The 12,194-nt window shown below is 72.1% G+C and carries 10 protein-coding genes; 7 read left to right on the top strand and 3 right to left on the bottom strand.

Features of this window, described 5'->3' with window-relative positions:
- Positions 1–7: 7 nt before the first annotated feature.
- Positions 8–958, bottom strand: a complete 951-nt coding sequence (locus A6R01_RS02380) for an aldo/keto reductase (RefSeq protein WP_292603171.1) — start codon at positions 956–958, stop codon at positions 8–10.
- A gap of 74 nt (positions 959–1,032) precedes the next feature.
- On the opposite strand from A6R01_RS02380, the gene A6R01_RS02375 reads away from it, so the two are divergent.
- The gene (locus tag A6R01_RS02375; protein WP_292603169.1) at positions 1,033–1,857 is read left to right on the top strand and encodes an undecaprenyl-diphosphate phosphatase; all 825 of its coding nucleotides are present in this window, start codon (positions 1,033–1,035) and stop codon (positions 1,855–1,857) included.
- Positions 1,858–1,973: 116 nt separating this feature from the next.
- On the opposite strand, the gene corA is transcribed toward A6R01_RS02375, so the two are convergent.
- Positions 1,974–2,954 (bottom strand): magnesium/cobalt transporter CorA, encoded by a 981-nt coding sequence (gene corA / locus A6R01_RS02370; RefSeq protein WP_292603167.1) that lies wholly within the window; start codon positions 2,952–2,954, stop codon positions 1,974–1,976.
- Between the two features lie 43 nt (positions 2,955–2,997).
- Here corA and A6R01_RS02365 point away from each other — a divergent pair, with 43 nt between their 5' ends.
- Genes A6R01_RS02365 through mshC form a run of 4 tightly spaced genes read left to right on the top strand, consistent with a single transcriptional unit; the run spans position 2,998 to position 6,429 of the window.
- Positions 2,998–3,738: a histidine phosphatase family protein gene (locus tag A6R01_RS02365; RefSeq protein WP_292603165.1), complete on the top strand. Its 741-nt coding sequence runs from the start codon at positions 2,998–3,000 to the stop codon at positions 3,736–3,738.
- 10 nt (positions 3,739–3,748) lie between these two features.
- Complete coding sequence (locus A6R01_RS02360; RefSeq protein WP_292603163.1) at positions 3,749–4,327, top strand: DUF3090 domain-containing protein; 579 nt, start codon at positions 3,749–3,751, stop codon at positions 4,325–4,327.
- A 33-nt stretch (positions 4,328–4,360) separates the two neighbouring features.
- On the top strand, positions 4,361–5,158 hold the full coding sequence (locus tag A6R01_RS02355; RefSeq protein WP_292603161.1) for an SCO1664 family protein: 798 nt from the start codon (positions 4,361–4,363) through the stop codon (positions 5,156–5,158).
- Between the two features lie 35 nt (positions 5,159–5,193).
- On the top strand, positions 5,194–6,429 hold the full coding sequence (gene mshC, locus A6R01_RS02350) for a cysteine--1-D-myo-inosityl 2-amino-2-deoxy-alpha-D-glucopyranoside ligase (protein WP_292603159.1): 1,236 nt from the start codon (positions 5,194–5,196) through the stop codon (positions 6,427–6,429).
- A gap of 12 nt (positions 6,430–6,441) precedes the next feature.
- Here mshC and A6R01_RS02345 read toward each other — a convergent pair whose 3' ends face one another.
- Entirely contained in the window at positions 6,442–7,290 is an 849-nt protein-coding gene (locus A6R01_RS02345; protein ID WP_292603157.1) for a PAC2 family protein, read from the bottom strand.
- Positions 7,291–7,430: 140 nt separating this feature from the next.
- On the opposite strand from A6R01_RS02345, the gene metH reads away from it, so the two are divergent.
- Both metH and A6R01_RS02335 read left to right on the top strand, forming a co-directional pair.
- Complete coding sequence (gene metH, locus A6R01_RS02340; RefSeq protein WP_292603155.1) at positions 7,431–11,195, top strand: methionine synthase; 3,765 nt, start codon at positions 7,431–7,433, stop codon at positions 11,193–11,195.
- On the top strand, positions 11,188–11,892 hold the full coding sequence (locus A6R01_RS02335) for an HAD family phosphatase (RefSeq protein ID WP_292603153.1): 705 nt from the start codon (positions 11,188–11,190) through the stop codon (positions 11,890–11,892). Before metH ends, A6R01_RS02335 begins: the two co-directional genes overlap by 8 nt.
- Positions 11,893–12,194: the final 302 nt, after the last annotated feature.

The following is a 12,194-nucleotide window of genomic DNA, read 5'->3' as shown; positions in this document are numbered from 1 at the left end:
GGGAGCGTCAGTCCGCGCTCACGTCGTCGAGCGCCGCCACGATCTCGGACGGCAGGGTGAGGTCCTCCACGCTGAGGGCGGTCCGCAGCTGGGCCGCGGTCCGTGCCCCCACGATAGGCGCCGTCACCCCGGGCCGGTCCCGGACCCACGCGAGCGCCACCTGGACCGGTGAGAGGTCGAGCCCCTCGGCGGCCCGGCAGACGGCCTCGACGACCGCCATCGTGCGGTCGTCGTCGAGGTAGGGCTGCACGAAGCGGGAGAACTGGCTGGTGGCCGCGCGGGAGTCGGCGGGCGTGCCGGTGCGGTACTTCCCGGTCAGCACACCGCGTCCCAGCGGGGACCAGGGGAGAACGCCGAGGCCCATGGCAGCGGCGGCCGGCAGGACCTCGTGCTCCACGGCACGGTTGACGAGGGAGTACTCCACCTGGGTGGAGGCCAGCGCGACCCGGCCGGGCACCGCCCGCTGCCACGTGGCGGCCTGGGCGGTCTGCCAGCCGGTGTAGTTGGAGATGCCGACGTGCGCCGCGCGTCCGCTGCTCACCGCGAGGTCGAGCGCGCTGAGCGTCTCCTCCAGGGGGGTGCGGGGGTCCCAGGTGTGCACCTGCCACAGGTCCACGTGGTCCACGCCGAGACGGCGCAGCGAGGCGTCGAGGGTCGAGAGCAGCGAGCCGCGCGAGGCGTTCACCTGGGTGCGGCCGTCGCGGGCGCTGATCGCCGCCTTGGTGGCGATGACGAGCTCGTCGCGGTGGACCACGTCGCCGAGGAGCGAGCCGAGCAGCTGCTCCGAGCGGCCCTCCGCGTACGCCGCGGCCGAGTCGACCAGGGTGCCGCCCGCCTCCACGAACGCGACCAGCTGGTCGCGTGCCTCGTGCTCGTCGGTGTCGCGGCCCCAGGTCATGGTGCCGAGCCCCAGTCGGGAGACCCGGAGTCCCGTGCTGCCCACGGATCGCTGCTGCATGGAGCGAAACCTATCGGCCCCGCCCCGCCGTGCCGCCGACGGCTCGCCGAGCCCTACCCCTACGCTTGGTGCCCGTGCTGGACCTCCTCAAGGCCGTCGTCCTCGGGACCCTGCAGGGGCTCACCGAGTTCTTGCCGATCTCCAGCAGCGCCCACCTGCGCATCTACCCCGAGCTGTTCGGGTGGGGCGATCCGGGCGCTGCGTTCACCGCCGTCGTCCAGATCGGCACCGAGCTCGCGGTGCTCATCTACTTCCGCGAGGACATCTGGCGCATCGGCAGCACCTGGGTGCGCTCCCTGTTCCAGGCGGAGTACCGCGGCCACCTCGACGCCCGGATGGGCTGGTTCATCATCGTCGGCTCGCTGCCGATCGTGGTGCTGGGCATCGCGCTGAAGGACGTCATCGAGGAGGACTTCCGCAGCCTGTGGATCGTCGGCTGCACGCTGATCGTGTTCGGCATCCTGCTCGGCCTGGCCGACCGCTTCGGCCGCAACGAGAAGGAGATCCGCAAGCTCACGCTGCGCGACGCGGTGCTGATGGGCGTCGCCCAGGCCTGCGCCCTCGTGCCGGGCGTCTCCCGCTCCGGCGCCACCCTCTCGATGGGCCGTCTCCTCGGCTACGAGCGGGCCGCCGCCACCCGCTACGCGTTCCTGCTCGCGATCCCCGCGGTCGTGGGCGCCGGTCTCTTCGAGCTCAAGGAGATCCCGAACGGCGACAACTCCTACGGCTGGGGACCGACGCTGGTCGCGACGATCGTCTCCTTCGTCGTCGGGTACGCCGTCATCGCCTGGCTCCTGAAGTGGGTCACGACCCGCACCTACACGCCGTTCGTGGTCTACCGGGTGATCCTGGGTGGCGCCGTGCTGGCGCTGCTGTCGGCGGGCGTCCTGACCGCCTGAGCGCTGCCGAGCCTCCCGGTCGTAGCCGGACGGACCGAAGGCCGTGCCCGAAGCCACCGGAGGGGGCTCCCCGCCCCCGAGCAGCGGTTCGGTCCGTCCGGCTGCGCGCCCCGGGGCTACAACCAGCCCGAGCGCCGGAAGAACCACCACAGCAACCCCGAGACCCCGCCCATCAGCAGCAGCGCGAACGGGTAGCCGAGCGTCCAGTCCAGCTCGGGCATGTGGGTGAAGTTCATGCCGTAGACGCCGGCGATGAGCGTCGGCACCACCACGAGCGCGGCGCCGGCGGAGATCTTGCGCATGTCGTCGTTCTGCTGCATCGAGATCCGGGCCACGTGCGCCTCGAAGGCGGTCGAGAGGAGCGCGTCGAGGGTGTCGACGTCCTCGGCGGTGCGGGCGAGGTGGTCGAGCACGTCGCGGAAGAAGGGCGCGGCCGCGGCGTCGACCTCCGGGACCTGTCCGGCGGCGAACCGAGACATCGGCTCGCGCAGGGGGAGCACCGCTCGGCGTACCTCGGCGATCTCGCGCTTGAGCCGGTAGATCCGTGCGGAGTCGTCGGTGCGCTCCTCGGAGAAGACCGAGGCCTCGACCTCGTCGACATCGACCTGGAGCTCGTCGACGACCTCGACGTACTCGTCGACCACCCGGTCGCACACGGCGTAGACCACGGCGGCGGGTCCGTGCTCCAGGACCCGGGTGTCGCCCTCGAGCCCCTCGCGCGCGGCGGCCAGCCCGCTGCCCCGCCCGTGCCGCACGGTGACCACGAAGTCGTGGCCGAGGAAGATGCTGATCTCGCCGGTCTCGACGGCGTCCTCCTCGTCGACGTACCAGAGCGTCTTGAGCACGAGGAACAGGTTGTCGTCGTAGCGCTCGAGCTTGGGCCGCTGGTGCGCCTTCACGGCGTCCTCGATGGCGAGCTCGTGCAGGCCGAAGACGCGCGCCACCTCGCTCAGCTCGTCCTCGGTGGGCTCGTGGAGCCCCACCCAGACGAACCCCGGCTCCTGCGCGGCGGTCGCTTTCAGTGCCGCGAAGTCGTGCGGATCCCCGTCGGGGGCGACACGGTTCCCGTGCCGGTACAACGCGCTGTCGACGATCACGTGCCGAGGCTACGGTCCCAGGGCGCTGGCTACAGTCGCCCCCATGGCCACCGTCGTCCTCCTGCGCCACGGCCGCACGACCGCCAACGCCACCGGCGTCCTGGCCGGGCGCACCCCGGGCGTCCGTCTCGACGACCTCGGGCGGGGGCAGGCCGAGCGCGCCGGCGCCCGTCTCGCCGGGGTCCCGCTGGCCCGGGTCGTCAGCAGCCCGCTGGAGCGCTGCAAGCAGACCACCCGCGCCGTGCTGGCCGCCCAGCCCACCGAGCCGCCGCTGCTGACCGAGCGCGGGATCACCGAGTGCGACTACGGCGAGTGGCAGGGGCGCACGCTCAAGGAGCTGGCCAAGGAGAAGCTGTGGCGCACCGTCCAGGCCCAGCCCTCGGCCGCGGCCTTCCCGGGCGGTGAGTCGATGTCGGCCATGCAGGCGCGCGCCGTGGAGGCCGTACGCCGTCACGACGCCGAGGTCGAGTCCGAGCACGGTCCGGGCGCGGTCTGGGTGGCCGTCAGCCACGGCGACATCATCAAGTCGGTGCTCGCCGACGCGCTCGGCATGCACCTCGACCTCTTCCAGCGCATCTCGGTCGACCCGGCGTCGCTGTCGATCGTGCGCTACTCCGAGCAGCGCCCCTACGTGCTGGCCAGCAACACCCACGAGGGCGACCTGTCGTGGCTGGCCCCGCCCGCGAAGGGCAGGGGGCGCCGGTCGCGGCGCGCTGCGACCACGGACGCCGCCGTCGGCGGGGGAGCCGGTCCGGGGGAGCAGCGGACTGGGGCGCACCCCTAGGGTGGATCACATGCCTCTCGTCCACGGATTCGACCCGCCGGAGCGCTTCGTCGCGGGCACCGTCGGCCCCCCGGGCTCGCGCACGTTCTTCCTGCAGGCACGCAGCGGAACCCGCCTCGTCAGCGTCTCCCTGGAGAAGCAGCAGGTCGCCGCCCTCGCCGAGCGCATCGACGAGCTCCTCGACGAGGTGATGGACAGCGAGGCGGCCGCGTCCGTGGTGCCCGCGGTCGCGCCCGTCGCGCTGCAGGACAACGCGCCGCTGGAGCAGCCCATCGAGGAGGAGTTCCGCGCCGGCACCATGACGCTGTCGTGGGACCCCGACGACGAGCGCGTCGTGGTGGAGGTGTTCCCCTTCACCGAGGCGGCCGTGGTGAGCCCCGACCAGCTCGACGAGGACTTCGAGGAGCCCGAGCCCGAGGAGGTGCTGCTGGTCCGGATGCCACCGGGCCTGGCCCGTGCCTTCGTGGCGCGCAGCGAGAGCGTCCTGGGCGCCGGGCGCCCGAACTGCCCCTTCTGCGGCAATCCGATCGACCCCGACGGCCACCTGTGCGTCCGGGCCAACGGCTTCCGTCGGCGCGACCCGGTCTGACGCGACGTGACGATCGGGGGCGACGTGCACGGGATGACCTCCAGCGCGCACGACGGTGTGCCGCAGGGCGAGCTGGTCCTCGACGGGCGCGTCATGCCGGCCTCCAACGCCACCTTCGTCGGGAGCATCGGCACGGGCGACGGCGAGGTCCAGGTCGTCTACAAGCCGGTCGCGGGGGAGCGGCCGCTGTGGGACTTCCCCGGCGCGGTTCTGGCACAGCGCGAGGTGGCGGCGTACCTCGTCGGTGCGGCCTTCGCCGGTGACGACTTCCGCAACCCGGTGCCGCTGACCTGGCTGGCCGACGGTCCGCACGGCCCGGGGATGGTGCAGACCTGGCAGGAGCCCGACGAGGACCAGGAGGCGGTCACGCTCGTGCCCGCCGGCGCGGTGCCCGGCGGCATGCTGCACGTCTTCGACGGCTACGACGCCGCCGACCGCCCGATCTCGCTGGTGCACGAGGACACGGCCGCCCTGCGACGCATCGCCGTGCTCGACGTCGTCCTCAACAACGCCGACCGCAAGGGCGGCCACGTGCTGGAGGCCGCCGACGGCCACCGGTGGGCGATCGACCACGGCATCGCGTTCCACGCCGAGCCCAAGCTCCGCACGGTGCTGTGGGGCTGGACCGGGCAGCCGTTGACGGCCCAGGAGTGCGCCGCCGTCACGCGCGTCCGAGACGTGGCGCAGGGCGAGCTGGCGGGCACGCTGGCGGAGCTGCTCGACGACCGCGAGGTCGCCGCGCTCGTGCGTCGTTGCGAGCGCCTGCTGGCGCGCGGTGCCCTGCCCGGACCCGGTGGCGAGGGCCCGGCCATCCCCTGGCCGCCCTTCTGACCACGTCGCGCGGGCGCCCGTCTAGGCTCGGGTCCATGCGCGCCTGGCCTGCTCCCGACCTCCCTGACCTGAGGGTCGTCGCCCCGCCGGTCTCCCTGCACGACACCGCCACCGGCGGCCGTCTGGTGCTGGAGCCCGAGGGCCCGGCCCGCCTCTACGTCTGCGGCATCACGCCCTACGACGCCACCCACATGGGCCACGCCGCGACGTACGTCGGCTTCGACCTCCTCAACCGTGCGTGGCGCAACGCCGGGCACGAGGTCACCTACGTCCAGAACGTCACCGACGTCGACGACCCGCTGCTGGAGCGCGCCACCAAGGTCAACGTGGCCTGGGAGGAGCTCGCCGAGCGCGAGACCGAGCTGTTCCGCCAGGACATGACGGCCCTGCGGGTGCTGCCCCCCGCGCACTACACCGGTGCCGTGGAGTCCATCCCGCTGGTGATCGACCTGATCCAGCGCATGGACGCCGCCGGCGCGGTCTACCGCGTCGACGACGACCTCTACTTCTCCGTCACCGCCGACCCCGCGTTCGGGCAGGAGTCCGGGCTCGACCGGGCCGCGATGCTCGAGATCTTCCCCGAGCGCGGCGGCGACCCGGACCGTCCCGGCAAGAAGGACCCGCTGGACTGCCTCGTGTGGCGTGCCGAGCGCGAGGGCGAGCCGTCGTGGCCCAGCCCCTTCGGGCCCGGCCGCCCGGGGTGGCACGTGGAGTGCACCGCCATCGCGTGGGAGCACCTCGGTGGCACCCTCGACGTCCAGGGCGGTGGGTCCGACCTGGTCTTCCCGCACCACGAGATGTGCGCCGGGCACGCACACGTCGCGACGGGCACGCCGTTCGCCAGGGCCTACGCCCACGCCGGCATGGTCGGCTACGACGGCGAGAAGATGTCGAAGTCGCGGGGCAACCTGGTCTTCGTCTCCGCACTGCGGAACTCCGACGTCGACCCGATGGCGATCCGGCTCACCCTGCTGCGCCACCACTACCGGGCCGACTGGGAGTGGACCGACGCCGAGCTCTTCGACCAGGTCGACACCCTGGACCGCTGGCGCCGTGCGCTGGCGCTGGGGGCCGGCGCCCCGGCGGAGACCGTCGTGACCGAGGTGCTGGCGGCCCTGGCCGACGACCTCGACGCTCCCCGCGCGGTCGCGGCCGTGGACGCCTGGGTCGACGCTACCCTGGGCACCCACGGGCTGGCCGACACCTCCGACCCCGACGCTGCGGTGCGCGTCCACGCGCTCCTCGACGCCGCGCTCGGCCTCTCCCTGTAGGGGCGAGCGGGCTCAGTCGTCCTCGCCGCGCCGCTTGAGGTAGCGCTCGAACTCCCGCGCGATGGCCTCGCCCGAGGCCTCGGGGAGGTCGGTCGTGTCGCGGGTCTCCTCCAGGGAGCGCACGTAGTCGGCGACGTCCTCGTCCTCCTCGGCCAGCTCGTCGACGCCGCGCTCCCAGGCGCGGGCGTCCTCGGGGAGGTCGCCGAGCGGGATCGAGATCTCCAGCAGGTCCTCGATCTGCCCGATGAGCGCCAGCGTGGCCTTCGGGCACGGCGGCTGCGCGACGTAGTGGGGGACCGCCGCCCAGTACGACACCGCGGGCATGTCGACCCGGACGCAGGCGTCCTGGAAGACCCCGACGATGCCGGTGGGTCCCTCGTAGGTCGACTGCTCGAGCTTGAGCCGATCGACCAGCTCGGGCTCGGTGGCGGTGCCGGTCACCGGGATCGGGCGCGTGTGCGGGGTGTCGGCGAGCAGAGCGCCGAGGGTGACGACCAGCTCCCCACCCAGCTCGTCGGTCGCAGCCAGCAGCTCGGCGCAGAACTGGCGCCAGCGCATGTTCGGCTCGATGCCGCGGATGAGGATCACGTCGCGCTCGAGGTCCGGGGGAGAGGCGACGGCGATCTGCGTGGTCGGCCAGGTGATCCGGCGGTGCCCGCGCTCGTCGCTGCCGACCACCGGTCGGTTGACCTGGAAGTCGTAGAAGTCCTCGGGGTCCACGGCACCGACGATGCGGGCGTTCCAGACACGGATCAGGTGGTCCACCACCGAGGAGGCGGCGTCGGCGGCGTCGTTCCACCCCTCGAAGGCGGCGATGACGATGGGGTCCACCAGGTCCGGGGCGTCGTCGATCTCGATCACCCACCCAGCCTAGGCACTGGGGCGGTCGCACCCCGAGGATTTCGGACTCGCTCCGCCGCGGTGTCAGGATCTGGATACGAGCCGCACAGCGTCGTACGGCGTTCCTAGGCTGGTCCGTCCGCCCGAGAGGAGCCCCTGCGATGACCTCCGCCACGACCCCGTCGTCCGGCCAGGACTGGCGCCCCGACGTCACCGAGGAGCTCAGCGAGCTGCTCAGCCGGAGGATCCTGGTGATCGACGGCGCCATGGGCACCGCGATCCAGCGCGACCGGCCCGACGAGGCCGGCTACCGCGGCGAGCGCTTCAAGGACTGGACCGGCGAGGACCTGCAGGGCAACAACGACCTGCTCACGGTCACCCAGCCCGCGATCATCGCCGACATCCACCGGGAGTACCTCCAGGCCGGCGCGGACGTCATCGAGACCAACACCTTCAACGCCAACGCGGTCTCGCTGTCCGACTACGGGCTGGAGGAGCTGGCCTACGAGCTCAACCTCGAGTCCGCCCGCCTGGCGCGCCGCGTCGCCGACGAGGTCGCGACCCCCGAACGCCCGCGGTACGTCGCCGGGGCGCTCGGCCCGACGACCCGCACCGCCTCGATCAGCCCCGACGTCAACGACCCGGCGGCCCGCAACATCACCTGGGACGACCTCGTCCCGGCCTACCTCGAGGCCGCACGCGGCCTCGTGGACGGCGGCGCCGACCTGCTGCTGATCGAGACGATCTTCGACACGCTCAACGCGAAGGCCGCGATCTTCGCGGTGGAGACGCTCTTCGAGGAGGCCGGTCGCCGCTGGCCGGTCGTCATCTCCGGCACCATCACCGACGCATCGGGCCGCACCCTGTCCGGCCAGACCACCGAGGCGTTCTGGAACTCGGTGCGCCACGCCCGTCCGCTGGCCGTGGGCCTGAACTGCGCCCTGGGTGCGCGCGAGATGCGGCTCTACCTCGCCGAGCTCTCGCGCATCGCCGACACGTTCGTCTCGTGCTACCCCAACGCCGGCCTGCCCAACGCCTTCGGCGAGTACGACGAGGCCGCCGAGGAGACCGCGGCGATCATCCGCGAGTTCGCGCAGGAGGGCCTGGTCAACCTCGTGGGCGGCTGCTGCGGCACCACCCCCGACCACGTGCGCGCCATCGCCGGCGCCGTGACCGAGCTGCCGCGCCGGGAGGTGCCCGACCGGCCGGTGGCCATGCGCCTGTCGGGGCTCGAGCCGTTCACGATCGACGACGACAGCCTCTTCGTGAACGTCGGTGAGCGCACCAACATCACGGGCTCGGCGAAGTTCCGCAACCTGATCAAGGCCGGCGACTACGACACCGCCCTCTCGGTCGCCGCCCAGCAGGTCGAGAACGGCGCGCAGGTCATCGACGTCAACATGGACGAGGGCATGATCGACGGCGTCGCGGCCATGGAGCGCTTCCTGCGCCTGGTCGCCTCCGAGCCCGACATCAGCCGCGTCCCGGTCATGGTCGACTCCTCCAAGTGGGAGGTCATCGAGACCGGCCTGAAGTACGTCCAGGGCAAGGCGATCGTCAACTCCATCTCCCTGAAGGAGGGGGAGGAGCCGTTCGTCGCCCAGGCCCGGCTGTGCCGCAAGTACGGCGCCGCCGCGGTCGTCATGGCCTTCGACGAGGACGGCCAGGCCGACAACCTCGAGCGCCGCAAGGCGATCTGCGAGCGCGCCTACCGCATCCTGGTCGACGAGGTCGGCTTCCCGCCCGAGGACATCGTGTTCGACCCCAACGTGTTCGCGGTCGCCACGGGCATCGAGGAGCACGCGACGTACGGCGTGGACTTCATCGAGGCCACCCGGTGGATCAAGGAGAACCTCCCCGGCGCCAAGGTGTCCGGCGGCATCTCCAACGTCTCCTTCTCGTTCCGGGGCAACAACCCGGTCCGCGAGGCCATCCACGCGGTGTTCCTCTTCCACGCGATCCGTGCGGGCCTGGACATGGGCATCGTCAACGCCGGTGCGCTGGTCGTCTACGACCAGGTCGACCCCGAGCTGCGCGAGCGGATCGAGGACGTCGTCCTCAACCGCCCCACCCCCGACGGGCGCAGCGCGACCGAGCGGCTGCTCGAGGTCGCCGAGGCCCACAAACGCGGCGGCGAGGAGGCCGAGGCGGTCACCGAGGCCTGGCGCGAGCTGCCCGTGGCCGAGCGGGTCACCCACGCCCTGGTCAAGGGCATCGACGCCCACGTCGAGGCCGACACCGAGGAGCTGCGCCGCGAGATCGAGGAGCGCGGCGGTCGTCCGATCGAGGTCATCGAGGGCCCGCTGATGGACGGCATGGACGTCGTCGGCGACCTGTTCGGCTCCGGGAAGATGTTCCTCCCACAGGTCGTGAAGTCCGCACGCGTGATGAAGAAGGCCGTTGCCTACCTCATCCCCTTCATCGAGGAGGAGAAGCGGACCAACCCGGCGCTGGCCTCGCAGAAGGACACCAACGGCACCGTCGTGCTCGCGACCGTGAAGGGCGACGTCCACGACATCGGCAAGAACATCGTCGGCGTCGTCCTGGCCTGCAACAACTACGAGGTCATCGACCTCGGGGTCATGGTGCCGGCGCAGAAGATCCTCGACGCCGCCGCCGAGCACGGCGCCGACGTCATCGGGCTCTCGGGCCTGATCACCCCGTCCCTGGACGAGATGGTCGGGTTCGCCGCCGAGATGCAGCGCCTGGGGCTCGAGCTCCCGCTGCTCATCGGCGGTGCCACCACCTCGCGCGCCCACACGGCGGTGAAGGTCGACCGGAAGTACGACGGGCCCGTCGTGTGGGTCAAGGACGCCTCGCGCTCGGTGCCGACGGTCTCCGCGCTGCTCAACGCCGAGCGTCGCGAGACGCTGCTGGCGGGGGTGAAGGAGGACTACGACGCCCTGCGCGCCCGGCACGCCGCCAAGTCCGACCGCCCGCAGCTGGCCTACGCCGACGCGGTCGCCAACGCGACCCCCGTCGACTGGGAGGGCTACGTCCCGCCGGTGCCCAAGACGCCGGGTGTCCACGTGCTCGAGGACTACGACCTCGCCGAGCTGCGCGAGTTCATCGACTGGCAGCCGTTCTTCAACGCCTGGGAGATGAAGGGCAAGTTCCCCGACATCCTCAACTCGCCCAGCCACGGCGAGGCCGCCCGCAAGCTCTACGACGACGCCCAGACCATGCTGGACACGCTGATCGCCGAGAAGTGGCTGACCGCCCGCGGCGTCTACGGCCTGTGGCCGGCCAACAGCGACGGGGACGACGTCGTCGTGTGGGCCGACGACTCCCGCACGGAGAAGCGCGCCGTGCTGCACCAGCTGCGCCAGCAGGGGCAGCACCGGTCGGGCATCCCGAACCGCGCGCTGTCCGACTTCGTCGCCCCCACCTCGACGGGCCTGGCCGACCACGTCGGCGGCTTCGCCGTCACCGCCGGCATCGGCCTCCCCGAGCGGGTGCAGGGGTTCAAGGACGACCTCGACGACTACAACGCGATCCTCCTCGAGGCGCTCGCCGACCGGCTCGCCGAGGCGTTCGCCGAGCGGCTGCACCAGCGGGTCCGCACCGAGTTCTGGGGGCACGCCGCCGACGAGACGCTCAGCAACGACGACCTGATCGCCGAGCGGTACGCCGGCATCCGGCCGGCCCCGGGCTACCCGGCCTGCCCCGATCACACCGAGAAGCTCACGCTGTGGAACCTCATGGACGTCGAGGCCAGCACCGGCATCAGCCTCACCGAGTCGATGGCCATGTGGCCGGGGGCCTCGGTCTCCGGTGTCTACTACAGCCACCCCGACAGCCAGTACTTCGTCGTCGGCCGCCTCGGGCGCGACCAGGTCGCGGCGTACGCCGAGCGCAAGGGCTGGAGCCTCCAGGAGGCCGAGAAGTGGCTGTCCCCGAACCTCGGGTACGACCCCGATGACTGAGCCGACCACGACGGTGGTCCCCGAGCAGGCCGGGCTGCCGGCCGCGGTGCTGTGGGACATGGACGGCACGCTGGTCGACACCGAGCCCTACTGGATCGCCACCGAGTACGCCATGGCCGAGAAGTACGGCGGCACCTGGTCGCAGGAGCAGGCGCTGTCCCTCGTGGGCAACGACCTGCTGTCCTCCGGGCGCGTGCTCAAGGAGGCCTGGGACCTGCCCCAGAGCCCGGCCGAGGTCGTCGAGGAGCTGCTCGACGGGGTGGTCGCGCGCGTCGAGGAGTCGGTGCCGTGGCAGCCAGGGGCACCGGAGCTGCTGGCCGCGTTGCGCGAGGCGGGCGTCCCGTGCGCGTTGGTGACGATGTCCTACGAGCGCTTCGTGGCGCCGATCCTCCGTCACCTGCCGCCGGAGACGTTCCGCGTGATCGTCACCGGGGACAAGGTCGAGCAGGGCAAGCCCCACCCCGAGCCGTATCTCACCGCCGCCGCCTCCCTCGGCCTCGAGCCGCAGGACTGCGTCGCGATCGAGGACTCCAACACCGGTGCGAAGTCCGCGGAGGCCGCGGGGTGCGCGGTGCTCGTGGTGGAGAACCACGTCCCGGTGCTCGAGGGTCCGGGGCGTGTCTTCCGTCCCACGCTGGTGGGTCTCGGGCCGGCCGACGTCGCAGCCGTGCGCGACGAGGTCGCAGCACGCGGCTGACAGTCGGTCCGGACCACCCGCACGGACTACCCGGTGACTACTCGGCGCATCGTCGGGGTGCTAGGACCACCGGACAAGTGGCGCCCGGGCTTTACTTTCGGTCAGGATGGGGCCACGCAGGGCGAACACCCCGGTCCTCAGCGGCGGACCGGGCGCCCTGGCCAGACCCAACCCCGTCGTCATGGGCATCGCGGCTCAGGCGCGGTGCCCGCACAGCGGCCCCGGGTGACCGGGATTGACGGCGGGGTTGGGCATGGCCGTTCCCTGTGTTTCTCGGATGCTGCCGTGAGACCCTGGGACGA

Source organism: Nocardioides sp. REDSEA-S30_B4, assembly GCF_001627265.1.
In the GTDB taxonomy this organism is placed as follows: Bacteria; Actinomycetota; Actinomycetes; order Propionibacteriales; family Nocardioidaceae; genus Nocardioides.
This window is presented reverse-complemented; position numbering and strand designations above follow the sequence as displayed.

Bases quoted from the DNA above. Each gene is read 5' to 3' on its own strand.
- A6R01_RS02360 (WP_292603163.1), top strand. From the start codon at position 3,749: ATGCCTCTCGTCCACGGATTCGACCCGCCGGAGCGCTTCGTCGCGGGC.
- A6R01_RS02335 (WP_292603153.1), top strand. From the start codon at position 11,188: ATGACTGAGCCGACCACGACGGTGGTCCCCGAGCAGGCCGGGCTGCCG.
- A6R01_RS02380 (WP_292603171.1), bottom strand. From the start codon at position 958: ATGCAGCAGCGATCCGTGGGCAGCACGGGACTCCGGGTCTCCCGACTG.
- A6R01_RS02365 (WP_292603165.1), top strand. From the start codon at position 2,998: ATGGCCACCGTCGTCCTCCTGCGCCACGGCCGCACGACCGCCAACGCC.
- metH (WP_292603155.1), top strand. From the start codon at position 7,431: ATGACCTCCGCCACGACCCCGTCGTCCGGCCAGGACTGGCGCCCCGAC.
- mshC (WP_292603159.1), top strand. From the start codon at position 5,194: ATGCGCGCCTGGCCTGCTCCCGACCTCCCTGACCTGAGGGTCGTCGCC.
- A6R01_RS02355 (WP_292603161.1), top strand. From the start codon at position 4,361: ATGACCTCCAGCGCGCACGACGGTGTGCCGCAGGGCGAGCTGGTCCTC.